Origin of the sequence: Mycobacterium marseillense, assembly GCF_010731675.1 — a bacterium.
GTDB classification, from domain to species: Bacteria; Actinomycetota; Actinomycetes; order Mycobacteriales; family Mycobacteriaceae; genus Mycobacterium; species Mycobacterium marseillense.
This window is the reverse complement of sequence record NZ_AP022584.1, coordinates 3,382,970-3,408,309: the sequence shown is the minus strand read 5'-3', so window position 1 is coordinate 3,408,309 and position 25,340 is coordinate 3,382,970. Positions and strand designations below refer to the sequence as shown.

Genomic DNA, 25,340 nt, shown 5'->3' with positions numbered 1-25,340 from the left:
AACGGCGCGGCACGACAATATCAGGAAACAAGCGTTCGCACATTAGCGGGCCGCGCTGCGGGAGGATCTGACGATGGCAATTCACGAGCCGGTGCACTCACCGATCGGGCACGTCGAGCGCCGAGCCACCGATCCGCCGCGTCCGCAGCGGCGCAAGCGCGGGCGGACGCTGGGCATCGACGAGGGTCTGATGGGCGTCGCCCTGCTGGCCGGACCGGCGAACGTGATCATGCAACTGGCGCAGCCCGGCGTCGGCTACGGCGTGATGGAAAGCCGCGTCGAAAGCGGCCGCGTCGACAGGCACCCGTTCAAGCGGGCCCGCACCACGTTCACCTACCTGGCGGTGGCGACCAACGGCAGCGATGCCCAGAAGGACGCCTTCCGCCGCGCGGTGAACAAGGCCCACGCGCAGGTTTACTCGATGCCGGAAAGCCCGGTGTCCTACAACGCCTTCGACCCCGCGTTGCAGCTCTGGGTGGGGGCCTGCCTGTACAAGGGCGGGCTCGACATCTATCGGATGTTCATCGGTGAGCTCGACGGCGAGGACGCTGAGCGCCACTACCGCGAGGGCATGACGCTGGCGACGACCTTGCAGGTGCCGCCGAAGATGTGGCCGGCCGACCGGGCGGCGTTCGACCGTTACTGGGAAGAATCGCTGGAAAAGGTGCACATCGACGACGCCGTGCGGGAGTACCTGTACCCGATCGCCGCCAACCGCATCCGGGGCGTGAAGCTGCCCGGCCCCATTCAGCGCCTGTCCGAGGGCTTCGCGCTGATGATCACGACGGGCTTCCTGCCGCAACGGTTCCGCGACGAGATGCGGCTGCCGTGGGACGCGACCAAGCAGCGCCGCTTCGACAGGCTGATCGCCGTGTTGGCCACGGTGAACCGGTACCTGCCGCGGTTCCTCCGGCAATTCCCGTTCAACGTCTTGCTGCACGACCTTGATCGCAGGATCAAGAAGGGGCGACCGCTGGTGTAGCCGGCCCGGCGGGCGCGCCCGCCATGTTGATAACGACAATCATATTCATTAAGCTCTCCTCAGTCGGGTAACCCTTCCAGCCTGAGGAGTACCTATGACGGCGCCGATTTTCATGGCCTCGCCTCCCGAAGTGCATTCCGCGCTGCTCAGCAGCGGCCCGGGCCCCGCCCCGCTGCTGGCGGCCGCCGGCGCGTGGTCCGAGCTGAGCTCCGAATACGCCTCCGCCGCAGAACAATTGAGTACCTTGCTGGCGGGGGTCCAGGCGGGCGCGTGGGAGGGGCCCAGCGGAGAGTCCTACGTGGCCGCGCACGCCCCCTACCTGGCGTGGCTGACGAAATCCAGCGCCGACAGCGCGACGACCGCCGCGCAGCACGAACTGGCGGCCACCGCGTACACCGCCGCATTGACCGCGATGCCGACGCTGCCGGAGCTCGCCACCAACCACGCCGTCCACGGGGCGCTGGTGGCGACGAATTTCTTCGGCATGAACACGGTCCCGATCGCGGTCAACGAGGCCGACTATGCGCGGATGTGGACCCAGGCGGCGACCACGATGTCCACCTATCAGGCGGTGTCCACCGCCGCCGTCGCCGCGACCCCACACACCGACCCGGCGCCGCCGATCGTGAAATCCGATGCAACAAGCGATGATCCGGGTGACGTCGACCACGACCCCACGATCGACAATCCGTTCAATCAATTCATCGCGAACATCCTGAAGAACTTCGGGATCAACTGGAATCCCGCCCAGGGCACGGTGAACGGGCTGGACTACGACGCCTATACGAACGCCGGGCAGCCCATCTTCTGGGTGGTGCGCGCGCTAGAACTGCTGGAGGATTTCGAACAATTCGGCTACTACCTGGTGCACAATCCGGCGCTGGCCTTCCAATACCTGGTGCAACTCGCGCTGTTCGACTGGCCGACACACATCCTCGAAATTCTGACCACCGCGCCGCAGCTGCTCGCCCCCGCCCTCCTGCTCGCCGCGGCCCCCTTCGCTGCCGTTGGCGGCTTCGCCGGATTGGCCGGCCTGGCCGCCCTGCCCCACCCCGCGGTCGTCCCGGCCGTAGTCGCGGCACCGCCGCCGGCGCCGACGCCGAGCATCCCGCCGGCCATCGCCCTGGCCCCGACTCCCGTGGCGCCGGTCGCTGCTCCGGCAACGGCTCCGGCGCCGGCGCCCGCCCCCACGGCCACCACGGTCGCCACCGCTCCGGCGGCACCCGCTCCAGCGCCGGCCGCAGCGGGGTTCTTCCCTCCGTACGTCGTCGGTCCTCCCGGAATAGGAACGGGCTCCGGGATGAGCTCCAGCGCCAGCTCCAGCGCCAAAAGGAAGGCGCCGGAACCGGATAGCGCCGCCGCAGCGGCTGCCGCGGCCGCGCGCACCCGCAAAGCTGCCCGGGCGCGCCGGCGCAGGCGGGCGACGCAGCGCGGCTATGGCGACGAGTACATGGACATGAATGTCGACGTCGACCCGGAATGGGGCGGGTCGCCCCCGAGCGGGTCGCTGGCGTCCGAGCAGGGAGCCGGCGCGCTGGGGTTCGCCGGCACCGCGAGCAGGGAGGCGGTTGCCGCGGCGTCCGGATTGACCACGCTGGCCGGGGACGAATTCAACGGGGGCCCAACGGCACCGATGATGCCGGGCACGTGGGGCGCCGATGAGGCGCCGGGGCGGGACGACTAGCCAAGGGGCGCCGGGGTCCGCGGTTCGTTCGGGTCAGTTGCGCCGATGCGAGCCGCGTGCCCAACGCTGATGCCGATCGAGTTGCCTTGGGACGGGGATGTTTTCCCATTGACCGAGCACCAGCCAGTCGCGCAGCGCCGCGGCTGAATCGCTGTCGGCGATGGGTCCTATCCACTGGGCCGGGCCGCTGGCCACGCGATCGATCGTGCAGGGCTGGACCAGGGCCATCACACCCCCACCGGTCGGCCGAGAGGCGCAGGTGAGTGGTCCGAGCATGCAGGCGGCCGAGACCAACATGGACCGCGGGCAGCGCCGGATGGCGGGGCGCAATTCGTCGATGACCGACAGTTGATCGTCGACGGCGCATGCGGCACAGACGATTACGGTGAATGGGCGATCGGTGCCGCGGCGCGGGGACGTCAAGGCGCCGTGTGCCGTCCGGGATAGGGCAGGAGCGCCATTTCGCGGGCGTTCTTGATGGCCGCCGCGACCTGTCGCTGTTGTTGGACGGACAGACCGGTCACCTGGCGGGAACGGATCTTGCCGCGTTCGGAGATGAACATCCGCAGCGCCGCGGTGTCTTTGTAGTCCACGGTGCGCAACCCGAGGCTGTCGAGCAGATTCCGCTTGGGCGAGCGGCCGGCCGGGGCTGTGGCCCGGCGGCGCGCGACTTTTCTGGCCATTACCAGCTCGCCTTCCGTACGCCCGGGAGTTGGCCGGCATGGGCCAGCTCGCGGACCCGGACCCTTGACAGCCCGAACTTGCGGAGGTGGCCGCGCGGTCGCCCGTCGACTGCGTCGCGGTTGCGCACCCGCACCGCGCTGGCGTCGCGCGGCTGGCGGGCCAACTCGTCCTGTGCCGCCGCTCGTTGCCCGGCGGTGCTCGCCGGCGAGCGGATGATCCCCTTGAGCTCGGCGCGGCGTTCGGCGTAGCGCGCCACGATCGCGCGGCGGCGCTCGTTCTTCACGATCTTGGATTTCTTGGCCATGCTCAGCGCTCCTCCCGGAATTCGACGTGACGGCGGATCACCGGGTCGTACTTGCGCAAGACCAGGCGGTCGGGGTCGTTGCGCCGGTTCTTGCGGGTGATGTAGGTGTAGCCGGTGCCCGCGGTGGACCGAAGTTTCACCAGGGGGCGGATCTCGTTGCGCGCCATCAGATTCGCTGCCCTTCGCGGCGCAACCGCGCGACGACCACCTCGATGCCGTCGCGGTCGATGACCTTGATGCCTTTGGCGCTGACCCGTAGCCGGATCCGGCGGCCCTCCGAGGGCAGGTAGTACGTCTTGAGTTGGATGTTCGGCGACCACCGGCGACGGGTCCTGCGATGGGAATGGGACACCGCGTTACCGAAACCCGGCCGCCGGCCGGTCACCTGGCAGTGGGCGGACACCGCGCACCTCCATCTCGCTTATTGAAAATCATTTTCGACAAGGTCTCCCCCGGACGGTACCGTAGGAAGGGCCTAGATGAAAATGATTATCAATAAGGAGCCTGATGCGGACCCCCGTCATCTTGGTTGCCGGCCAGCGGGACACCGACGCCGTCGTGGGTGCGCTGCTGCAGACCCCGGGAACGCTGGTCGTCGATCACCGATTCGACGGCCAGGTGGTGCGCCGCACGACCGTGACGCTCTCTGACGGCGTGTTGACCAGTCACGAGAGCGGACTGGAGCTCGCGCACGGCTGCGTGTCATGCACCATCCGCAATGACCTGTTGGTGCTGCTGCGCCAACTGCACCGCCGCGACGACGTGAACCGGATCGTGGTGCACCTCGCGCCCTGGCTGGAACCCGAACCAATTTGCTTGGCCATCAAGCACGTTCGGGTGCGTGTGGCGCCCGGGTATATCGACGGGCCCGCCGCACTGGACGTGGCGATCGCCGCGGTGGTGACCTGTGTCGACTCGGCGGCGTGGTTGAACCAGGCGCTGGGGGAGGACGAACTCGGCGATGGGCGCACCCGGGCACAGGTGGTGATCGGACAGGCCGAGTTCGCCGACGTCGTCGTGCTGGACCGCCCCAACCCGTTCGTGGCGGCCGTGCTGCGCCGGCTTTCTCCGCGCGCACGCGTTCGCGTGGGCGCCGGCGGCATCGAGGATGCGCTGCGCAATCTGTACCGCGACGCGCGCCGCGGCCGAAGCGACGATCCGCACGGTCCGCTGCTGGCCGGACAGCCGCCGCTGGAGTCCCGCGGGCCGATCGCCCTGGTGGAGTTCAATGCCCGCCGTCCCTTTCATCCGCAGCGCCTGCACGCTTGTCTGGATCTGCTGCTCGACGGCGTGATCAGGACCCGGGGGCGGCTGTGGCTGGCCGGCAAGCCCGACCGCGCGATGTGGCTGGAATCGGCCGGCGCCGGCCTGCGGGTCAGCTCGGCCGGCACGTGGCTGGCGGCCCTCACTCCGAACCAGCTGGCCGGTATCGATCCGGCCCGACGCGCCTTCGCCGAGCTGGAATGGGACGCCGACCATGGCGACCGGCACATCGCAATGACCATCCTGGTGTGCGGCGCGAACGTCACCGAAATCCTTGACGCCCTCAACGGCGCACTGCTCACCGATGACGAGTTCGCTTCGTGTGACTGGACTTTCGGTGAGGATCCCTTTGGGGACTGGCACGAAGAACCCTGTGGTGATCCCCCGCAAGATGCCGACGAGAGCACGCCCGCCCACCACAGCACCGAGGGAGACCGCTGATGAAATCCGGCATTCACCCCGATTACCACCCCGTCGTCTTCCAGGACGCCACCACCGGGGCGAGGTTCTTGACCCGATCGACCATCACCAGTTCGCGCACCGTCGAGTGGGAGACGCCACAAGGGGTGCGCGACTATCCCCTGGTCGTCGTCGAGATCACGTCGGACTCGCACCCGTTCTGGACGGGCGGCCGGCGCATCGTGGACACCGCCGGGCAGGTGGAGAAATTCCACCGCCGCTACGGCGCACGTCGACCCGCCGACCACCCGGACGTCGCGGCTCCCTGACCTGACGAGGTCTGATCCTGTGCGGGCGCGCGCAGAAACGCTTCCCACTGGACGAGGGCCGCTTGCGCGGCCGAAGCGACATCGCCGGTGACCAGAGCGAGCAACGCGCGGGATACCCCACCCAGCCCGACCCCGCTGGCGCGCACGACACCCGTGAGCTCAGTGAGCGCTTGTTCTGCCGAGCAACGTTTGAGACCCATGACGACGCCGATCGCCTGATCGATCTCGCGTCGGGACCGATGGTCGGCGGGCCGGTAGTTGGGCGTGTGGATCATGGTCGCTCCCAGCGGTGGCGAAGTTCTTCCGAGGGTTAGTGGGCGTGGACGACGGCCCACGGCGGCAAGGGATCGGGGTAGTCGACCCAGCGCTGGGGACCTTCGGCCAATTCGGTATCGGTCAGCAACGCCGATTGCATAAGGTCCAGTACCTGGTTGCGGTCGAGTTTGACCCCGATGAACACGATTTCCTGGCCGGCGGGAAAGCCGGCGGTCGACCAGTTCTGGGCCGGTTCAATCGCGAGGTTGGGTCCGGCTTGTGACCAGATGGCCGCGATGTCGGGTCGGCTGGCGATCCAGCAGAAGCCTTTACTGCGCAGGACCCCCTGCAGCCGCTCCAGTGCCACGTGTAGTCGCTGCGGGTGCAGCGGGCGTTGGGCTCGGAAGGTCATGCTGCTGATGCCGTATTCCTCGGTCTCCGGTGAGTGCCCGTTGGCAACTTCGTCCGCCCAGCCGGGTGACTCGGCGGCCAAGTCGGGATCGAACAGGCCCGTGTCCAGGACCTCTGACAGCGCCACGCGGCCGTGGTCGGCGGGCACGATCTTCGCGGCCGGATTAAGACGCCGCAGCACCGCGGCCACCGTCGCGTTGGTTCTGTCGCTCACCAGATCGGTCTTGTTGAGCAGAATCACGTCGGCGAACTCCACTTGATCGACAAGCAGGTCGGCGATGGTTCGGACATCGGCGTCCCCGGCGGCGAGCTGGCGGGCCGCCAGGGCTTCACCGCGCGCCAGTTCGCGCAGAAACGTCGATGCGTCGACCACGGTCACCATCGTGTCGAGGCGCGCGATCCGACTCAGGCTGAAGCCGTTTTCGAATTCCCAGCTGAAGCTGGCGGCGACCGGCAGCGGTTCGGAGATGCCCGTCGACTCGATCAGCAGGTAATCGAAACGACCGTCGTATGCCAGCCGGGCAACCGATTCGATGAGGTCTTCACGCAAGGTGCAGCAGATGCAGCCATTGGTCAGCTCGACGAGTTTTTCTTCCGTGCGATCCAGGAAGCCGGTACCGGCGACGAGGGCCGCGTCGATGTTGACTTCGCTCATGTCGTTGACGATGACCGCGACGCGTCGGCCTTCCCGGTTAGCCAGAACGTGGTTGAGCAAAGTGGTTTTGCCCGCTCCCAGGAAGCCGGACAGGACGGTCACGGGAATCGGCGCAGAAGTCTGTGGCGGCATGGTTGTTAATGATAATCATTTTCATTAAGGGCGCAAAGGCCGGCTGCCGGCAGGAGCTCAAGGTTGAGGGGCCTGGCAGAGCGGACAGGTGCCGTAAAGGTCGACATAGTGGGTGACGTCGGCGAAGTGATGTTGGCGACTCAGCCGGCGGGTGTGTTCCTCGACGTCGACTGGGGTGAAGGCGACGGCCGTGCCGCACTGCCGGCACAGCAGATAATGACGATGGCCCGCCTCCGTGCGGAGGCGGTAGAGGATCTCGCCGTCCTCCGCGCGCTGTGTCTCGGCGATCCGGTCTGCTGCCAGCGTGCGCAGGATGCGGTACACGCTGGTCAGGCCGATCCTGAGCTGCCGCTTCTGGCAAATGTCCTGATAAAGCTGTTGGGCGCTGCGAAAGTTCTCCTGCGCACGCAGCACCTCTAGGACGGCGCGCTGCTTGACCGTCGTACGTCGCCGTCGGGGCGCTGCGGGCGGCGATGGCACCGGTGCTACTCCTTGTCGAACTGATCCCGACGTGGTTCCTTGCAGATCCGCGATCTCGCGGGCCAGTGGCTGACGTCAGCGCGGGGCGGCGCGGCAGTGCCGCGGCTGTCTGATGCGTGGTGGCAATACCTGAGCCGCACCCTCTCTGCAAACGATAACCGTTTTCATGTAGATCGCGCGAGATCTTCCGCAAAGGCGCTCCGCCTCGCGGTGCGCGCCGGCCCGGTTCCGCGGGACCCCGGCTGGCCCGCTTGAGCGGCAACATGCGCCCACCGTCGCCATTCGCGTTGCGCGCCAGCGGAAAAGGGCTCACCGCCCGGCGGCGTACTGTGGGCGGGGTGCGAAGCGAAGGCGCTACCTGGGACATCACTACGAGCGTCGGTTCGACCGCGTTGTTCGTGGCCACCGCGCGGGCGCTGGAAGCGCAAAAGCCCGACCCGCTGGCCGTGGATCCGTACGCGGAGATTTTCTGCCGCGCCGTCGGCGGTACCGCCGCCGACGTCCTCGACGGTAAGGATCCCGACCATCAGCTGAAGACCGCCGACTTCGGCGAAAACTTCGTCAACTTCCAGGGCGCCCGTACCAGGTACTTCGACAACTACTTCGTGCGCGCCGCCGACGCGGGCGTGCGTCAGGTGGTCGTGTTGGCGGCGGGGCTGGACTCGCGCGCCTACCGCCTGGACTGGCCGGCCGCGACCACGATCTTCGAGCTCGACCAGCCGCAGGTGCTCGACTTCAAACGTGAGGTGCTCGCCGAGGCCGGCGCCCAGCCGCGGGCCGAGCGCCGCGAGATCGCCATCGATTTGCGCGAGGACTGGCCGCAGGCCCTGCGCGACAGCGGCTTCGACCCGGCTAAACCCTCGGCGTGGATCGCCGAGGGCCTGCTGATCTATCTGCCCGCGAGCGCCCAGGAGCAGCTGTTCACCGGTATCGACGGGTTGGCCGGCCACGGCAGCCACGTCGCCGTCGAGGACGGCGCCCCGATGAAGCCCGAGGACTTCGAGACCGCCGTCGCGGAAGAACGGGCCGCCACCGCGCAGGGCGACCAGCGCGTGTTCTTCCAGCTCGTCTACAACGAGCAGTGCGCGCCCGCCACCGAATGGTTCGGCAACCACGGGTGGACCGCGGTCGGCACCCCGCTGGCCGACTACCTGCGCGAGGTCGGCCGCCCGGTGCCCGGCCCGGAGACCGAAGCCGGTCCGATGATCGCGCGTAACACGTTGGTGAGCGCCGTCCGGGCCTGAGCCCTCGACGGGATTTGCGGGGGCCGGGCGAGTTCGCCCGGGGAAGCGACGGGCGGCGGAACTTTTCCGGCCCGCCAGCCGACTAGTGGCTGCGTGATCGTTCCACCGGCCGCCCGGGTCGAGGCGATCGTCGAGCACAACCCGATCGTCGAGGAGAACCCCGCTATGACCGCGCCGGTGCGGACGGTGTCGTCCCTGTTCCGCTCGGCCGCGCCGGCGGTCGCCGAAGTTGCGCGCCGGGATTGATAATGAAAATGATTTTCAGTAACGTGGGGCCTTGCTGTGAGACCCCCCGACGTGCGGCTGTGAGTATGCCGAAAATGCGGCAAAACCGTAGGCAGAACGTCCTCATCGGCGGTAAAAGAAGGGCAGTGCAGTGGTGAGTCGGACAGGCCCAAACGCCTCGACAGTTAGCTTATGCAATGCTAACTTCAGGCGGGTCAGGTTAGGGGAGACTACATACATGAAAAGACGCGGCCGTGGAACACGGTGACACCGGCATGCTCACAGTTCAGCCAGTCAATTCGCGAGTGGACACGCGCGTTGACGGCGACGTCGTCAGCCGGTTCGCGACCTGCTGCCGCGCGCTGGGCATCGTGGTCTACCAGCGCCAGCGGCCGGCCGACCTGGCCGCGGCCCGCTCGGGCTTCACCGCGCTGACGCGCATCGCCCACGACCAATGCGACGCGTGGACGGGACTGGCGGCCGCCGGGGACGCGTCCCTGCGGGTGCTCGAGTCGGTGTCGCGCACCGCGGCCACCGCGGGCGTGCTGCAGCGTCAGGTCGATCTGGCGCCCGACTCGCTGGGCTTCCGCTACGACACCGGACTGTATCTACAGTTCCGCGCGACGACTCCCGACGACTTCCACCTCGCCTACGCGGCCGCGCTCGCGACCGCGGGACGGTTTGCGCAGGCCGACTCGATCGTCGCCGGCCTGACCGCCGACCGCCCGAACTGGCGCGAAGCCCGCTGGGTGTCCGTCGTCACCAACTACCGCGCCGAGCGCTGGTCGGACGTCGTCAAGCTGCTGACCCCGATCGTCAACGACACGGATCTCGACGAGGCGTTCTCTCACGCGGCCAAGATCGCCCTGGGCACCGCGCTGGCCCGGCTGGGCATGTTCGCGCCGGCGCTGTCCTATCTGGAAGAGCCCGAGGGACCGGTCGCGGTGGCGGCCGTGGACGGCGCGCTGGCCAAAGCTCTGGTGCTGCGCGCGCACGTCGACGAGGACTCGGCGAGCGAAGTGCTGCAGGACCTGTACGCGGCCCACCCCGAGAACGAACAGGTCGAGCAGGCCCTGACCGACACCAGTTTCGGCATCGTGACCACCACGGCGGCCCGCATCGAGGCCCGCACCGATCCGTGGGATCCCGAAACCGAGCCCAGCGCCGAGGATTTCGTCGATCCCGCCGCCCACGAACGCAAGGCCGTGCTGCTGCACGAGGCCGAACGCCAGCTCGCCGAGTTCATCGGCCTCGAGGAGGTCAAGAACCAGGTGTCGCGGCTGAAGAGCTCGGTCGCCATGGAGCTGGTCCGCAAGCAGCGCGGGCTCGCGGTCGCGCAGCGCGCCCACCACCTGGTCTTCGCCGGCCCGCCCGGAACCGGTAAGACCACCATCGCCCGCGTGGTCGCCAAGATCTATTGCGGCCTGGGGCTTTTGAAGCGGGAGAACATCCGCGAGGTGCACCGCGCCGACCTCATCGGCCAGCACATCGGCGAGACCGAGGCCAAGACCAACGCCATCATCGACAGCGCGCTCGACGGCGTGCTGTTCCTCGACGAGGCCTACGCGCTGGTCGCCACGGGCGCCAAGAATGACTTCGGCCTGGTGGCCATCGACACGCTGCTGGCGCGGATGGAGAACGACCGCGACCGCCTGGTGGTCATCATCGCCGGGTACCGGGCCGACCTGGACAAGTTCCTGGACACCAACGAGGGCTTGCGTTCTCGGTTCACCCGCAACATCGACTTCCCTTCCTACGCACCGTCGGAACTCGTCGAGATTGCGAACAAGATGGCCGAGCAGCGCGACAGCATCTTCGAAAAGGCCGCGCTCGACCACATGGAGGAGTTGTTCACCAAGTTGGCGACCGAGTCGACACCCGACGCCAACGGAATCTCGCGACGCAACTTGGACATCGCCGGTAACGGTCGTTTTGTCCGAAACATCGTCGAACGCTCCGAAGAAGAACGAGAGTTCCGGCTCGACCATTCGGAACACGCCGGAACCGGCGAATTCAGTGACGAGGAGCTGATGACGATCACCGACGACGACGTCGCAAGGTCGGTTGAGCCGCTGCTGCGCGGCCTCGGGCTGTCGGTGCCGGCATGACCTCCAATAATCAACCTGACGAGCGGCGTTCGTTCGCCTCTCGCACCCCGGTCAACGACAACCCCGACCAGGTCGAGTACCGCCGCGGCTTCGTCACCCGGCACCAGGTCACCGGCTGGCGATTCGTGATGCGCCGGATCGCCTCCGGTATTGCGTTGCACGACACCAGGATGCTCGTCGACCCCCTGCGCACACAGTCGCGCGCGGTCGCGATGGGGATCGTCCTCCTGGTCACCGGCCTGGCCGGCTGCTTCGTGTTCTCGCTGATCCGGCCCAACGGGACGGCGGGTACCAACGCGGTGCTCGCCGACCGGTCCACCGCCGCGCTGTATGTCCGTGTCGGTGAGGACCTGCATCCGGTGCTCAACCTGACCTCGGCCCGCCTGATCACGGGCCGGCCGGTGGACCCCACCATGGTGAAAAGCACTGAGCTGGATCGGTTTCCGCGCGGCAACCTGATCGGCATCCCGGGCGCGCCGGAACGCATGGTGCAAAACCCGTCGACGGACGCGAACTGGACCGTGTGCGACGCGGTGAGTGACCCCGGTGGGCACGCCGCGCACAGCACCGGCGTCACGGTGATCGCCGGCCGGCCGGACAGCAGCGGCGCCCGCGCCGCCACGCTCGCGCCGCGGCAGGCGCTGCTCGCCGAGCGGGACGGCACCACCTGGCTGCTGTGGGACGGCAAGCGCAGCCAGATCAACCTGACCGACCACGCGATCACGAACGCACTTGGTTTGGGACAGGGCAACTCCGAGATCCCCGCGCCTCGCCCGATCGCCCTGGGCCTGTTCAACGCTATTCCCGAAGCGCCGCCGCTGACCGCGCCCGGCATTCCGAACGCCGGTGCGCCGGCGCCGTTTACCGCGCCGGCCCCGATCGGCGCGGTGGTGGTGTCCTACACCCTGGACCAGAGCTCCTCGGGGGCGCCGCGCTACTACGCGGTGTTGCCCGACGGTCTGCAGCAGATCTCACCGGTGCTCGCCGCAATCCTGCGGAACACGAATTCCTATGGGCTGGACCAACCTCCGCGGCTGGGCGCCGATGCGGTGGCCAAGCTGCCGGTGTCGCGGATGCTGGACACCGCGCGGTACCCGGACCAGCAGGTCGGCCTGGTGGATGCGGCCAAATCGCCTGTCGCGTGCGCCTATTGGAGCAAGCCCGCCCGCGCCGCCAGCAGTTCGGTGAACCTGCTGTCCGGCTCGGCTCTGCCTGTCGCCGACTCGATCCGCACGGTCGACCTGGTGGGCGGCGGCTCGCCGGCCACCGCCACCCGCGTCGCCCTGGCGCCGGGTACCGGCTACTTCACCCAGTCCGTCGGCGGCGGCCCGAACTCGCCGGGCGCCGGGTCGCTGTTCTGGGTCTCCGACACCGGTGTCCGTTACGGCATCGACAACGAGGCCGAGCACTCGGCCGCCGGGCAGGGCAAAACCGTTGAAGCCCTTGGCCTTACCGGGTCACCGGTCCCCATTCCGTGGTCGGTGCTGTCGCTGTTCGCGAGCGGCCCGACACTATCGCGCGCCGACGCGTTGCTGGCACACGACGGGCTGACGCCCGACCAGAAGCCCGGCCGCGTCGCATCTGCTGAGGGAGCCCCCCGATGAGTCGATTGATCTTCGAAGCGCGCCGCCGGCTGGCGCCGCCGGTGACCCGCAAGGGCACCATCGCCATCGAGGCGCCGCCCGAGCTGCCCCGGGTGATTCCGCCGTCGTTCCTGCGCCGGGCGATGCCGTACGTGCTGGTGATCCTGATCGTCGGCATGATCGTCGCCCTGTTCGCGACTGGGATGCGGTTGATCTCCCCGCAGACCCTGTTCTTCCCGTTCGTGCTGTTGCTCGCCGCGACGGCGATGTATCGCGGCAACGACAACAAGACGCGCACCGAGGAGGTCGACGCCGAGCGCGCCGACTACCTGCGCTACCTGTCGGTGGTCCGGGACAACATCCGCACCCAGGCCGCCGCGCAGCGCGCCGCCGCGCAGTGGTCCCACCCGGAGCCGGCGGCGCTGGCCGCCGTGCCCGGATCGCGGCGTCAGTGGGAGCGCGACCCGCACGACCCCGACTTCCTCGTGCTGCGGGCCGGGCGCCACCACGTGCCCCTGGCGACCGCGCTGCGGGTCAACGACACCGCGGATGAAATCGACCTGGAGCCGGTGTCGCACAGCGCATTACGCAGCCTGCTCGACACCCACCGCACGGTGCGCGACGTGCCGACCGGAATCGACCTGGCCAAGGTCTCGCGGATCACCGTGCTGGGCTCCGAAGACGAGGCGCGCTCGGCGATGCGCGCCTGGGTCGCCCAGGCCGTCACCTGGCACGACCCGACGGTGCTCGGGGTCGCGCTGGTCACTCCCGACCTCGAGAGCGCGGACTGGTCGTGGCTGAAGTGGTTGCCGCACGTCGACATTCCCGGTGAGCTCGACGGTGTCGGGCCGGCCCGCTTCATGGCCACCAACGTCGACGAGCTGGTCGCCAGCCTGGGATCCGCGCTCGTCGACCGCCCAGCGTTCACCGGCGAACCCGCCGACGCGCTGCGCCACCTGCTGATCGTCGTCGACGACCCGGACTACGACCTGAACGCCTCGACCCTGGCGATGGGCCGGGCGGGTGTCACCGTCGTGCACCGCGGCGCCACCGCCCCGAACCGCGAGCAGTATTCGGACCCGGAGAAGCCGATCCTGCGCATCAGCGGGCGGGACGGCGAGGACGGCCGGACCCATTCCCTCGAGCGCTGGCAGACCGGCGGCTGGCAGCCCTACGTCGACGTCGCCGACCAACTGGGCGCCGACGAGGCCGCCCACCTGGCGCGCCAGCTGTCGCGCTGGGACTCCAACCCGACGCACACGGGGTTGCGCTCGGCGGCCACCCGTGGCGCCACGTTCACCACGATGCTGGGCATCCCGGACGCGTCGCAGCTGGACGTGCCGACGCTGTGGGCGCAGCGGCGCCGCGAGGACGAACTGCGCATCCCGATCGGGGTCACCGCGACCGGTGAGCCGCTGATGTTCGACCTGAAGGACGAAGCCGAGGGCGGGATGGGCCCGCACGGTCTGATGATCGGTATGACGGGATCGGGTAAGTCCCAGACCCTGATGTCGATCCTGTTGTCGCTGTTGACGACCCACTCGGCGGACCGGTTGATCGTCATCTACGCCGACTTCAAGGGTGAGGCCGGGGCCGACAGCTTCCGCAATTTCCCGCAGGTCGTCGCGGTGATCTCGAACATGGCCGAAAAGAAGTCGCTGGCCGACCGGTTCGCCGACACGCTGCGCGGCGAGGTGGCCCGTCGGGAGACGCTGCTGCGTGAGGCCGGCCGCCGGGTGCAGGGCAGCGCCTTCAACTCGGTCGTCGAATACGAGAACGCCATCGCGGCTGGGCACGACCTGCCGCCGATCCCGACGCTGTTCGTGGTGGCCGACGAGTTCACGTTGATGCTGGCCGACCACCCGGAGTACGCGGAACTGTTCGATTACGTTGCCCGCAAGGGCCGTTCGTTCCGTATCCACATCCTGTTCGCGTCGCAGACGCTGGATGTGGGCAAGATCAAGGACATCGACAAGAACACCTCCTACCGCATCGGGTTGAAGGTGGCCAGTCCCAGCGTGTCCCGCCAGATCATCGGTGTGGAGGACGCCTACCACATCGAATCCGGCAAGGAGCACAAGGGCGTGGGCTTCCTGGTGCCGGCGCCCGGCGCGACCCCGATCAAGTTCCGCAGCACCTATGTCGACGGCATCTACGATCCGCCGCAGAAGGCCAAATCGCTTGTGGTGCCGTCCATCCCGGAACCCAAGGTGTTCACGGCCGGACGGGTCGAGCCCGATCAGGACACCGTGATCACCAGCCCGGACGAGGTCGAACTGACCGGGCCGCCGCGCAAGCTCATCGCCACCATCGGCGAGCAGCTGGCCGGTTACGGCCCGCGCGCGCCGCAGTTGTGGCTGCCGCCGCTGGACGAGCCGATCCCGGTCAGCGCGATGCTGGCCCGGGCCGGCGTGCCGCCGCGGCAGTGGCAGTGGCCGCTGGGTGAGATCGACAAGCCGTTCGAGATGCGCCGCGACCCGCTGATCTTCGATGCCGCGTCGTCGGCCGGAAACATGGTCATCCACGGTGGCCCCAAGTCAGGGAAATCGACTGCGCTGCAGACGTTCATGTTGTCGGCGGCCAGCCTGCACTCGCCGCGCGAGGTCACGTTTTACTGCCTGGACTACGGCGGCGGGAAGCTGCGCGCGCTGGAAGGCCTGGCGCACGTCGGCAGCGTCGCCTCGGCGCTGGAGCCCGAACGGATCCGGCGCACCTTCGGGGAGCTCGAGCAGCTGCTGTTGTCGCGGCAGCGCCGGGAGGCGTTCCGGGACTCCCGCGGTGCGGTGCCCGACGACGGGTTCGGCGAGGTGTTCCTGCTCATCGACAACCTCTACGCGTTCGGCCGTGACAACACCGACCAGTTCAACACGCGAAACCCGTTGCTGGCCAAGGTCACCGAGCTGGTCAACATCGGATTGGCCTACGGCATCCACGTGGTCATCACCACTCCCAGCTGGCTGGAGGTGCCGCTGGCGATGCGCGACGGCCTCGGGCTGCGGCTCGAGCTCAAGCTGCACGACCCGCGGGACAGCAACGTGCGGGTGGTCGGCGCCCTGCGCCGGCCCGCCGAAGCGGTGCCGCACGACCAACCGGGTCGCGGATTGACCATGGCCGCAGAGCATTTCCTGTTCGCCGCCCCGGAGCTGGACCAGGTCGGCGCCATCAACGACCGCTACCCGGGCATGGCCGCGCCGCCGGTGCGGCTGCTGCCCACCAATCTCGCCCCCGAGGCCGTCGGGTCGCTCTACCGCGGGCCGGAACAGGTGGTCATCGGGCAGCGCGAGGAGGACCTCGCGCCGGTGGTGGTCGACTTCGCCGACAACCCGTTGCTGATGGTGTTCGGGGACAGCAAGTCGGGGAAGACGACGCTGCTGCGCCACCTCATTCGCACGGTCCGCGAAAACTCCACGCCGGATCAGGTGGCCTTCACGGTGCTGGATCGCCGGCTGCACCTGGTCGACGAACCGTTGTTCGCCGACAACGAGTACACGGCCAACATCGACCGCATCATCCCCGCGATGCTGGGGCTGGCCAACCTCATCGAGTCGCGCCGGCCGCCGGCCGGCTTGTCGCCGGCCGAACTGGCCCGCTGGACGTTCGCGGGCCAGACCCACTACCTGATCATCGACGACGTGGACCAGATCCCGGACTCGCCGGCGATGAGCGGCCCCTACGTCGGGCAGCGCCCGTGGTCTCCGTTGATCGGGTTGCTCTCGCAGGCAGCCGATTTGGGGATCCGGGTGATCGTCACCGCGCGGGCCACCGGTTCGGGGCACGCGTTGATGACCAACCCGCTGCTGCGCCGCTTCAACGACCTGCAGGCGACCACGTTGATGTTGGCGGGCAACCCGCAGGACAGCGGCAAGATCCGCGGTCAACGGTTCGGCCGGTTGCCGGCCGGGCGGGCGATTCTGTTGGGCGACAGCGATGGCCCGACGTATGTGCAGTTGGTCAACCCCTTGATCGGGGAATCCGTAATGGCAAGTGAAGCGCAACGGGAGGAGTAGAGATGACGCTGCGAGTGGTTCCCGAGGGACTGGCCGCCACCAGCGCCGCGGTGGAGGCGCTGACGGCACGGCTGGCGGCCGCCCACGCGGCGGCGGCCCCGGCGATCACGGCGGTGGTGCCGCCCGCGGTCGATCCGGTGTCGCTGCAGACGGCCGTGGGGTTCAGTGCCCAGGGCCAGGAGCACTCGGCCATGGCGGCCCAGGGTGTTGAAGAGCTGGGCCGCGCCGGGCTCGGCGTCGGGGAAGCCGGCGCAAGCTATCTCGCGGGCGACACCGCGGCCGCTGCGACGTTCGGGATCGCGGGCGCCTGACGATGACCGCCCCCTTCGGCCCCATCTGGATGGCGTCGCCTCCAGAGGTGCATTCGGCGTTGCTGAGCGCCGGTCCAGGACCGGGGCCGCTGTTGGCGGCCGCCGGTGCGTGGACCTCGCTCAGCGCCCAATACGCCACGGCGGCCGGAGAACTCAGCGCGCTGTTGGGGGAGGCGCAGGCGGGGGCGTGGGAAGGGCCCAGCGCGGAGCAGTATGTGGCGGCCCACCTGCCCTATCTGGCGTGGCTGCAGCAGGCCAGTGCCGACAGCGCGGGTGCGGCGGCGCAACAAGAGGTCGCGGCGACGGCCTACACGGCCGCGCTGGCGGCCATGCCGACGCTGGGGGAGCTGGCCACCAACCACACCGTGCACGGGGTGCTGGTGGGGACGAATTTCTTTGGCATCAACACCATTCCGATCGCCGTCAACGAAGCCGACTACGCGCGGATGTGGGTTCAGGCGGCCACCACCATGGGCACCTACCAGGCCGTCTCGGGCTCGGCGCTGGCCGCGGCGCCGCGCACCATGGCCGCACCGACCATCGTGACTCCCGGCGGCGAAACCAACAATGTCACGTCCAACGCCACGCAGAACCCCGGGGACTGGTGGCAGAACTTCATCCAGCAGTTGACCAAGTTCCTGCAGGACTTCTTCCAGAACATCCAGCAGATGCTGCAGGACTTCTTCTCGAACCTGCCGGCGTTCCTGGCGGCCAACGGACCGCTACTGTTCTTCGTCGCCTACCAGGTGTTCTTCAACGCCGTCGGCTGGCCGACCTGGGGTGCGATCCTGACCGCGCCCTTCCTGATTCCGATCCTGTTGGGTGTCGGGCTCAGTTCCCTGCTCACCACGCCCGTCGAGGCCGCGCCGGAGGAGGCCCCGGCCGCCGTAGTCCCCGTCCTGACGTCGAACAAGCCGCCCATGCTGCCGGCGGTCGCCCTGGCCCCGACGGTCGCGACTCCCGCCGGCGCCCCGGCCACGACGGTCGCGGCCGGCACCGGTGCGCCCGCCGCCCCGGCACCGGCGGCGGCGGCCGGCCAGTTCGCCTACGCGGTCGCCTACGGCGCTGACCCGGACGCCGGCGTCGGTCCCACCCTGGGTGGCCGCGGCGGGGCCAAGGCGCCCGCGGCGACGATCCCGGCGGCCGGCGCGGCGGCACCGGCCCGCGCCGAGGCGCGAGCACGGCGCCGGCGGCGGGCAGCGTTGCACGACCACGCCGACGAATTCGCGGATATGGAATCCGATTTCGGTGTATCCCCGGACTACGGCGCCGAGGAGGAACTGGCCGCGGCGGTCGCCTCCGCGCAGGGAGCCGGACCGCTCGGATTCGCCGGAACCAGGCAGAGACACAAGGCGTTTCAGGCGGCGGGACTGACCAAACTGGCCGACGACGACTTCGGCGGCGGCCCACGGATGCCAATGGTGCCCGGCACGTGGGAGCACGACGCCGTCAACGGTACGGGCCCAACCGAGCCGGGGAAGGGGGGATAAGGCAGTAAGCCACATCCAGGTGAATTACTTCACACCCCAACGGACGCAATAGAAAGGAATCACCATGAGTATGTTGGACGCTCATATCCCGCAGTTGGTCGCCTCGCAGTCGGCGTTCAGCGCCAAGGCCGCGTTGCTGCGCAGCACAATCAGCCAGGCCGAGCAGGAAGCGATGTCGGCCCAGGCCTTCCACCAGGGCGAGTCCTCGGCGGCGTTCCAGGCCGCGCACGCACGGTTCGTGGAAGTCGCCGCGCGCGTCAACACGCTGCTGGACATCGCCCAGGCCAACCTCGGCGACGCCGCCGGCACCTACGTCGCCGCGGACGCGGCGGCCGCCTCCGGCTACACCGCGTTCTGACACAGCCGCCCCTAGACGCCACCAACCCGCGAAAGGACTTGTGATGTCGCAAATCATGTACAACTACCCGGCGATGTTGAGCCACGCCGCCGACATGTCCGGCTACGCCGGCACGATGCAGGGGCTCGGCGCCGACATCTCCGCCGAGCAGGCCACGCTGTCCAACGCCTGGCAGGGTGACACCGGTATGACCTACCAGGTGTGGCAGGCCCAGTGGAACCAGGCCATGGAAAGCCTGGTGCGCGCCTACCAGTCGATGGCCAGCACCCACGAGGCCAACACCATGTCGATGCTGGCCCGCGACCAGGCCGAAGCCGCCAAGTGGGGCGGCTAGCTCGTGGCTGAACGAGCCTGATGGAACCAGCTCCCAACGCCGTCGAGCTGACGGTCGATCACGCGTGGTTCATCGCGGAAACGATTGGGGCGGGAAGCTTCCCGTGGGTATTGGCAATCACCTGCCCCTATCGTGATGCCGCGGAACGCAGCGCGTTCCTCGACCGTCAGAAGGCGGAGCTCACCCAAATGGGCCTGGTATCAGAAGGCGGACTCATCAACCCCGCGGTTGCCGAGTGGATCAAAGTGGTGTGTTTTCCCGAGCGGTGGCTCGACCTGCGTTACGTCGGCCCCACCAACGACACGGCCGGTGGCACCGGCGAGCTGCTGCGCGGCATCGTCGCGCAGCGCACCGGTGCCGGCGGGCGGTCGTCGATGACGGTGGTCGCGTTGCGCAGCGCGCAGCTGATCACGTTCACCGCCATGGACATCGATGATCCGCGCGCCCTGGTTCCGGTGCTGTGCGTCGGGCTCGCCCAGCGGCAACCGGGCCGGTTCGACGAGTTCAGCATGCCGACCCGGGTGGGCGCCCGCGCCGACGAGCGGCTGCGATCCGGTGCCCCGCTTGCCGAAGTGCTTGACTATCTTGGTATTCCGCAATCGGCGCGGGCGGTGGTGGAGTCGGTGTTCAACGGGTCGCGAAGCTACGTCGAGATCGTCGCCGGCTGCCACCGCGACGGCCGGCACTCGACCACCGAGGTGGGGATGAGCATCGTCGACACCAGCGAGGGGCGGGTGCTGGTCAGCCCGTCCCGCGCGTTCGACGGCGAGTGGGTCTCGACCTTCGCGCCCGGCTCCCAGTTCGCGATCGCCGTCGCGATCGAACAACTGACCGCTCAACTACCCGACGCCGGATGGTTCTCCGAACACCGGTTAGCACGAGACTTTTCCCCTTCAACACTGTCCGTCCACCACTGAGAGAAATAGAGAAGAGAGCACGATGTTCCAGGAACGGCCACAACATTCTTCGAGGGTCCGGTGACGTCCGGAACCGTCATGCCGATCGTCCGCGTGGCAATCCTCGCGGACAGCAGGTTGACGGAAATGGCCTTGCCTGCCGAGCTGCCGCTGCGCGAAATCCTGCCCGCGGTCCAGCGTTTGGTGGTTCCGGCCACCGCGAACGGCGACGCGGAGGATGGCTCCGGCGCGCGCGGTGCCGCCGAGATCGGCGGTGCGACCCAACTGAGCCTGGCGCCCATCGGCGGCGCACCGTTCAGTCTGGACGCGAGCCTGGACACGGTCGGCGTCGTCGACGGTGACCTGCTGGCGCTGCAGCCCGTCCCGGTCGGCCCGGCCGCACCCGGCATCGTCGAGGACATCGCCGACGCCGCCATGATCTTCTCCACCTCTCGGCTCAAGCCTTGGGGCACAACGCATATCCAGCGTGGGGCGCTGGCCGCGGCGATCGTGGTGGCCTTCCTGGCGACCGGCCTGTCGGTCACCTACCGCCTCGCCACCGGCGCGCTGTCCGGGCTGGTTGCCGTCAGCGCGGTGGCGGCGGTGACCGCGATCGTCGGCCTGCTGGTCACGGCGCGCTCGGCGCGCACCGGCATGGCGCTGTCGATCGCCGCGCTGGTGCCCATCGCCGCCGCCCTGGTACTGGCGGTGCCGGGCAGGTTCGGCCCGGCGCAGGTGATGCTGGCCGCGGCCGGAGTCGCCGCGTGGTCGCTGATCGCCCTGATGGTGCCCAGCGCCGAACGCGAGCGGATTGCCGGATTCTTCACCGCGACGGCCGTGCTGGGCGCGGCGGTGCTGCTCGCCGCCGGGGCCGAATTGCTGTGGCACGTCAAACTTGTCGCGATCGGTTGCGGGCTGATCGTGGCCGCCTTGCTGGTCACCATAGAAGCGGCGCAGCTGTCCGCGCTGTGGGCGCGCTTCCCGCTGCCGGTCATCCCGGCGCCCGGGGATCCCACGCCGTCGGCGCCGTCACTGCAGGTGCTCGAGGACCTGCCGCGCCGCGTGCGCGTCAGCGACGCCCACCAGAGCGGGTTCATCGCCGCCGCGGTGCTGCTCAGTGTCCTGGGCTCGGTCGCGATCGCGCTGCGTCCCGAGACGCTGAGCGGCGCGGGTTGGTATGTGGTCGGGGCGACCGCCGCGGCGTCGGTGCTGCGCGCCCGGGTGTGGGACTCGGCCGCCTGCAAGGCGTGGCTGCTCGCCCAGCCCTATCTGGCCGCCGGTGTGCTGCTGGTGATCTACACGGCGACGGGGCGCTACGGCGCCGCGCTCGGCGCGGCGCTGGTGCTCCTGGCGCTCGTGGCGGTGTGGATCGTGCTGGCGCTGAACCCGGGAATCGCTGAGCCGGAAAGCTATTCGCTGCCCGTGCGCCGGCTGGTGGGCTTCGCTGCGGCCGGGCTCGACGCCTCGTTGATCCCCGTCATGGCGTTCGTGGTCGGGTTGTTCAGCCTGGTGCTCAATCGATGATTCGTTCGCGGCAAGGTCCAGCAGCCTGCCTCGCGGCGGTGTTGGCCCTGTTGCCCGCCACCGCGACGTGGACGAGTCCGCCGGCTTTCGCGATCAGCCCGCCGACGGTCGATCCCGGCGTCCCCCCACCGAGCGGGGCGCCGGGCCCGGTGCAGCCGATGGAGCAGCGCGGACCCTGCGTCACGTCCGGGGTCATTCCGGGCAGCGACCCAGGCGCCGCCACGCCCAGCCAGTCGGCACTGAATCTGCCCGCGGCATGGCAGTTTTCGCGCGGGGACGGCCAGCTGGTCGCCGTCCTCGACACCGGCGTGCGGCCGGGCCCACGGCTGCCCAACGTCGAACCGGGCGGCGACTTCGTCGAGACCACCGACGGCCTGACCGACTGCGACGGACACGGGACGCTGGTCGCCGGGCTCATCGCCGGCCAGCCGTCGCCTGACGACGGGTTCTCGGGCGTCGCGCCCGCGGCACGGGTGGTGTCGATCAGGACGTCGTCGGCCAGGTTCTCCCCCCGCACACCGGGCGGCGATCCGCTCATGGCCCGGGTGTCGTCCGAAGTCACGACCCTCGCCCGGGCCATCGTGCACGCGGCCGACCTCGGCGCCCGGGTGATCGACGTCGGCTCGGCGACCTGCCTGCCCGTCGACCGCCCCGTCGACCAGGCCGCGCTCGGCGCCGCCGTGCGCTACGCGGCCGTGGACAAGGACGCGGTAATCGTCGCCGCCGCGGGCAACAGCGGTCCGACCGGATCGTTCGCCGGTGGGACATCGTGCGAATCCAACCCGCTCACCGACCTGAGCCGCCCGAACGATCCGCGCAATTGGGCCGGTGTCACCTCGGTGTCGATCCCGTCGCTGTGGCAGCCGTACGTGCTGTCGGTGGCGTCGCTGACGCCGGAGGGCCAGCCATCGAAATTCACCGTGGCGGGCCCGTGGGTGGGTGTCGCGGCCCCGGGCGAGCGCATCGTGTCGGTCGGCAACGGCGACGGCGCGGGCCTGGCGAACGGCCTGCCCGATGACCATCAGCAACTGGTCGCCCTCAAGGGCACCAGCTATGCGGCCGGCTACGTCGCCGGCGTCGCCGCGCTGGTGCGCAGCAAGTATCCCGACCTGTCCGCCACCGCGGTGACGCATCGCATCACCGCGACCGCGCACAACGGCGCCCGCGACCCGTCCAACGTGGTCGGCGCCGGCAGCGTGGACCCGGTGGCTGCGTTGACCTGGCAATTGCCCGCCGGTGATCAGCCGAGTGGGGCGGCGGCCAAGCAGGTCGCCCTGCCGCCGACGCCGACGCCCGAGAACACCACGCCGCGGACCGTCGCGGTGGCCGGCACCGCCGTGCTGGCCGTGCTGGTCGCGGTGGCCGCCGCGGTCACCACCATCGCCGCTCGCCGTCGAAAGGACCCCACCCCGTGAGCAAGATTTCGATCCCCACCCCCGGGAGCGGGCGAATCACGTTGGCGCTGTTGGCCATCGTGCCCGCGGTGATGGCCTACCCGTGGCGGTCGCCCCGGGACTACTGGCTGCTCGGCATCGCCGCGGCCGTCGTGATCGTGCTGTTTGGTTGGTGGGGCGGCCTGTATTTCACCACCCTGCTGCGTCGGCGCGTGGCGATCATCGGGCGCGCCAACGCGTTCACCCCGCAGTCCCCCGCCACGGCGACCACCGCTTTGATCCGGGTGGGCGCGCCGGAGGACGACTCAGATGTGCTGCCGCTGCCGCTGATCGCCGGCTACCTGGACCGCTACGGCATCCGGGCGGACAAGATCCGGATCACCAGCCGGGACAACGCATCCGATGCCTCGCGGCGGGAGACCTGGATCGGGCTCACCGTGTCGGCGCCGGAGAACCTGGCCGCGCTGCGGGCCCGCTCGTCGCGGATCCCGTTGCAGGAGACCGCTCAGGTCGTGGCGCGGCGGCTGGCCGACCACCTCCGGGAGACCGGATGGGAGGCCACCGCCGTCGCACCCGACGACGTCCCCCGGCTGGTCACGTCCAACCCCCGCGAGAAGTGGCGCGGGGTGCAGCGCGGTGCATCGGATTACCTTGCGGCATACGAGATCCGGGTGGACGAGGCCCTGCCGGAGACGCTGGACGCCATCCGGTCGCATTCGGCCCGCGAGACCTGCACCGCGCTGGAGCTCGCCGGCGACAAGGACCACCCCACCGTCGCGGTGGCGTGCGCATTCCAGACCGACACCCCGCCCGACCGCGGGGCTCCGCTGGACGGGCTGACCCCGCAGCGCGGCAATCACCTGCCCGCGCTGACGGCGCTGGACCTGTTGTCCACGGCGCGACTGGACGGACACACGCCCGCGCCCGCGGGGCTGCTCGCCCAGCTGCACTGGCCCACCCTGGCCGGCGGGGCGCATCGGGCATCGTCGACCGGCGGCGCGGAAAACTCCGAGACCACCGACACCCTCGAGGCCGCTAGAACATGACCTTCTGCAGGAATGCGGTCATCCGACGCAGGTAGTCCAACTGGCTCACGTGCATCACGTGGCTGCCCGGAAACCAGTGCAGCGCACACTGATCCCAGTGGTGCCATAGCTTGACGGCGTGGTCCGGCGGTGCCATCCGGTCGCCGAGTCCGGTGATGATCATCCGGCGCTCCCGGCCGACCAGCGGGCGGTAGTTGAGCGGGCAGTGATAGGCCAGGCCGGCACTGAGCTCCTCGTGGCCGATGTCGGAGAGGCGCAGGCCCATGCGGACCAGCTTGTTGGCCGGGAACCATTCGTCGAACAGCGTCGCGGGGGTGACGACGGGACAGTTGGGGATGACGGCCTCGAGCCGATCGTCGGCCGAGGCCACCAGCGCCGAGGTGTAGCCGCCCAGCGAGATGCCGGTGAGCGCGATCCGGTCGACACCGGTGTGGCGCAGGTAGTCGATGATGGAACGAAAGTCGTGGACGGCCTGGGCCATCGCCTCGGCGAAACCACTGAGTCCGCCGGCGAAATAGCCGAAACCGCTGAAGGGCGAGAACTTTTCGGCCCGCTTGCCGTGAAAGGGCAACGTGTACAACAACACGTCGTAGCCCGCCCGGTAGTACCAGGGCAATGAGAAGAACCGGCCGTTGGCCAGATACGACGAGCCCATGAAGCCATGGATGACGCATAGCGTGGGCCGCGGCCCGTCGTCGTGGCGCCAGTGCTGGGCGCGCACCATGTTGTTGGCGCCCCACGCGCTCCAGCGCGCACGCATCGCTGGGTTGATCGCGGTGAAGCTGCTGGGGAACGCGATGTTGTCGACCGTGCCGCGCGCGACCCACTCCGCCAGCGGGCTGGCGCGCCGCGAGGTCACCCGGGGCAGTTCGGGGGGCGGTGGGAAGGACCGCGCGGGATCTCCTGCCGCGCCCAGCTCGGCGTAGAAATCGAGGTTGCTCCGCTCGGACGCGACGTCGGCCCGCCGCAGGGCGTTGGCGACCACGAACGGCGCCACCGTGGTGGTGAGCAGCGAGGCGACCCAGGTGCGCAGGGCCAGATCGCCGAGGGCCGATGCCTCGACTACCATTCGCTGACGGGGCGACAACGCCGAGTTGGGGGGTAATCCGCCGGCGCCGGCCGGCACGTCGGCGCCGGGGACGTCAGGAACGGGGACGGGCGGGTCGATCGGATCCATGTCGGGCGCCACGAACGCCGATGGTAGCCGGAGGGACTCGCGCTTCCAGGGCCTTTGACCGGTTT

The 25,340-nt window shown here is 69.2% G+C and carries 26 protein-coding genes; 18 read left to right on the top strand and 8 right to left on the bottom strand.

Annotation, left to right across the window (positions count from 1 at the left end; genetic code table 11):
* The first annotated feature begins 73 nt into the window (after window positions 1-73).
* The 3 genes from G6N26_RS15700 (at window position 74) to G6N26_RS25930 (ending at window position 3,018) form a co-directional block, all read left to right on the top strand.
* Window positions 74-982: an oxygenase MpaB family protein gene (locus G6N26_RS15700; protein ID WP_083019298.1), complete on the top strand. Its 909-nt coding sequence runs from the start codon at window positions 74-76 to the stop codon at window positions 980-982.
* A gap of 94 nt (window positions 983-1,076) precedes the next feature.
* Window positions 1,077-2,666, top strand: coding sequence for a PPE family protein (locus G6N26_RS15695; protein ID WP_083019297.1), 1,590 nt, complete (start codon window positions 1,077-1,079; stop codon window positions 2,664-2,666).
* A gap of 160 nt (window positions 2,667-2,826) precedes the next feature.
* The gene (locus G6N26_RS25930) at window positions 2,827-3,018 is read left to right on the top strand and encodes a hypothetical protein (protein WP_179960221.1); all 192 of its coding nucleotides are present in this window, start codon (window positions 2,827-2,829) and stop codon (window positions 3,016-3,018) included.
* A gap of 67 nt (window positions 3,019-3,085) precedes the next feature.
* Here the strand turns inward: G6N26_RS25930 and rpsR are convergent, their stop codons facing one another.
* The 4 genes from rpsR to rpmB are packed head-to-tail and all read right to left on the bottom strand — an operon-like array spanning window position 3,086 to window position 4,057.
* Window positions 3,086-3,349, bottom strand: a complete 264-nt coding sequence (rpsR, locus tag G6N26_RS15685) for a 30S ribosomal protein S18 (protein ID WP_083019296.1) — start codon at window positions 3,347-3,349, stop codon at window positions 3,086-3,088.
* A complete protein-coding gene (gene rpsN, locus G6N26_RS15680; RefSeq protein WP_067165031.1) occupies window positions 3,349-3,654 on the bottom strand; it encodes a 30S ribosomal protein S14 in 306 nt (101 codons plus the stop codon). Before rpsN ends, rpsR begins: the two co-directional genes overlap by 1 nt.
* A 2-nt stretch (window positions 3,655-3,656) precedes the next feature.
* Window positions 3,657-3,821 (bottom strand): 50S ribosomal protein L33, encoded by a 165-nt coding sequence (rpmG, locus tag G6N26_RS15675; RefSeq protein WP_003873955.1) that lies wholly within the window; start codon window positions 3,819-3,821, stop codon window positions 3,657-3,659.
* The gene (gene rpmB / locus G6N26_RS15670; protein WP_083019294.1) at window positions 3,821-4,057 is read right to left on the bottom strand and encodes a 50S ribosomal protein L28; all 237 of its coding nucleotides are present in this window, start codon (window positions 4,055-4,057) and stop codon (window positions 3,821-3,823) included. The genes rpmG and rpmB overlap by 1 nt, the downstream gene beginning before the upstream one ends.
* Window positions 4,058-4,161: 104 nt before the next feature.
* On the opposite strand from rpmB, the gene mrf reads away from it, so the two are divergent.
* Complete coding sequence (gene mrf, locus G6N26_RS15665; protein WP_083019292.1) at window positions 4,162-5,358, top strand: ribosome hibernation factor-recruiting GTPase MRF; 1,197 nt, start codon at window positions 4,162-4,164, stop codon at window positions 5,356-5,358.
* Window positions 5,358-5,645, top strand: a complete 288-nt coding sequence (locus tag G6N26_RS15660; RefSeq protein WP_067165023.1) for a type B 50S ribosomal protein L31 — start codon at window positions 5,358-5,360, stop codon at window positions 5,643-5,645. Before mrf ends, G6N26_RS15660 begins: the two co-directional genes overlap by 1 nt.
* On the opposite strand, the gene G6N26_RS26425 is transcribed toward G6N26_RS15660, so the two are convergent.
* From G6N26_RS26425 to G6N26_RS15645, 3 genes are all read right to left on the bottom strand, one after another.
* Window positions 5,597-5,845, bottom strand: coding sequence for a transcription antitermination regulator (locus tag G6N26_RS26425; protein WP_332107713.1), 249 nt, complete (start codon window positions 5,843-5,845; stop codon window positions 5,597-5,599). The two genes, G6N26_RS15660 and G6N26_RS26425, sit on opposite strands and share 49 nt — an antisense overlap.
* Before the next feature lie 110 nt (window positions 5,846-5,955).
* Window positions 5,956-7,098: a GTP-binding protein gene (locus G6N26_RS15650; protein ID WP_082991263.1), complete on the bottom strand. Its 1,143-nt coding sequence runs from the start codon at window positions 7,096-7,098 to the stop codon at window positions 5,956-5,958.
* A gap of 57 nt (window positions 7,099-7,155) precedes the next feature.
* A complete protein-coding gene (locus G6N26_RS15645) occupies window positions 7,156-7,512 on the bottom strand; it encodes a Fur family transcriptional regulator (protein ID WP_067165017.1) in 357 nt (118 codons plus the stop codon).
* Window positions 7,513-7,916: 404 nt separating this feature from the next.
* Here G6N26_RS15645 and G6N26_RS15640 point away from each other — a divergent pair, with 404 nt between their 5' ends.
* The 13 genes from G6N26_RS15640 to eccE all read left to right on the top strand — a co-directional run bounded on the left by G6N26_RS15640 (window position 7,917) and on the right by eccE (window position 24,098).
* Entirely contained in the window at window positions 7,917-8,822 is a 906-nt protein-coding gene (locus G6N26_RS15640) for a class I SAM-dependent methyltransferase (RefSeq protein WP_083019327.1), read from the top strand.
* 93 nt (window positions 8,823-8,915) lie between these two features.
* On the top strand, window positions 8,916-9,068 hold the full coding sequence (locus tag G6N26_RS15635; RefSeq protein ID WP_163648821.1) for a hypothetical protein: 153 nt from the start codon (window positions 8,916-8,918) through the stop codon (window positions 9,066-9,068).
* A gap of 233 nt (window positions 9,069-9,301) precedes the next feature.
* Window positions 9,302-11,155, top strand: coding sequence for a type VII secretion system ESX-3 AAA family ATPase EccA3 (gene eccA3, locus G6N26_RS15630; RefSeq protein ID WP_083019290.1), 1,854 nt, complete (start codon window positions 9,302-9,304; stop codon window positions 11,153-11,155).
* Window positions 11,152-12,759, top strand: coding sequence for a type VII secretion protein EccB (gene eccB, locus G6N26_RS15625; RefSeq protein WP_083019288.1), 1,608 nt, complete (start codon window positions 11,152-11,154; stop codon window positions 12,757-12,759). Before eccA3 ends, eccB begins: the two co-directional genes overlap by 4 nt.
* On the top strand, window positions 12,756-16,745 hold the full coding sequence (gene eccCa / locus G6N26_RS15620) for a type VII secretion protein EccCa (RefSeq protein WP_083019286.1): 3,990 nt from the start codon (window positions 12,756-12,758) through the stop codon (window positions 16,743-16,745). The genes eccB and eccCa overlap by 4 nt, the downstream gene beginning before the upstream one ends.
* Window positions 16,746-16,747: 2 nt before the next feature.
* Window positions 16,748-17,056, top strand: coding sequence for a PE family protein (locus G6N26_RS15615; protein ID WP_067165003.1), 309 nt, complete (start codon window positions 16,748-16,750; stop codon window positions 17,054-17,056).
* Between the two features lie 2 nt (window positions 17,057-17,058).
* Window positions 17,059-18,546, top strand: coding sequence for a PPE family protein (locus tag G6N26_RS15610; RefSeq protein ID WP_179960220.1), 1,488 nt, complete (start codon window positions 17,059-17,061; stop codon window positions 18,544-18,546).
* Between the two features lie 64 nt (window positions 18,547-18,610).
* Window positions 18,611-18,904, top strand: a complete 294-nt coding sequence (esxG, locus tag G6N26_RS15605) for a type VII secretion system protein EsxG (RefSeq protein ID WP_008261664.1) — start codon at window positions 18,611-18,613, stop codon at window positions 18,902-18,904.
* A 43-nt stretch (window positions 18,905-18,947) separates the two neighbouring features.
* Window positions 18,948-19,238: a WXG100 family type VII secretion target gene (locus G6N26_RS15600; RefSeq protein ID WP_008261663.1), complete on the top strand. Its 291-nt coding sequence runs from the start codon at window positions 18,948-18,950 to the stop codon at window positions 19,236-19,238.
* Between the two features lie 20 nt (window positions 19,239-19,258).
* Entirely contained in the window at window positions 19,259-20,155 is an 897-nt protein-coding gene (locus G6N26_RS15595) for an ESX secretion-associated protein EspG (protein WP_083019284.1), read from the top strand.
* 78 nt (window positions 20,156-20,233) lie between these two features.
* Window positions 20,234-21,658, top strand: coding sequence for a type VII secretion integral membrane protein EccD (gene eccD / locus G6N26_RS15590; protein WP_095578318.1), 1,425 nt, complete (start codon window positions 20,234-20,236; stop codon window positions 21,656-21,658).
* Window positions 21,655-23,073 (top strand): type VII secretion-associated serine protease mycosin, encoded by a 1,419-nt coding sequence (gene mycP, locus G6N26_RS15585; protein ID WP_083019282.1) that lies wholly within the window; start codon window positions 21,655-21,657, stop codon window positions 23,071-23,073. Before eccD ends, mycP begins: the two co-directional genes overlap by 4 nt.
* Window positions 23,070-24,098: a type VII secretion protein EccE gene (gene eccE / locus G6N26_RS15580; protein WP_067164987.1), complete on the top strand. Its 1,029-nt coding sequence runs from the start codon at window positions 23,070-23,072 to the stop codon at window positions 24,096-24,098. The genes mycP and eccE overlap by 4 nt, the downstream gene beginning before the upstream one ends.
* On the opposite strand, the gene G6N26_RS15575 is transcribed toward eccE, so the two are convergent.
* Window positions 24,088-25,275 carry an alpha/beta hydrolase family protein gene (locus tag G6N26_RS15575; RefSeq protein ID WP_139799186.1) on the bottom strand — a complete coding sequence of 396 codons (1,188 nt, stop codon included), beginning with the start codon at window positions 25,273-25,275 and terminating at the stop codon, window positions 24,088-24,090. The two genes, eccE and G6N26_RS15575, sit on opposite strands and share 11 nt — an antisense overlap.
* Between the last annotated feature and the right edge of the window lie 65 nt (window positions 25,276-25,340).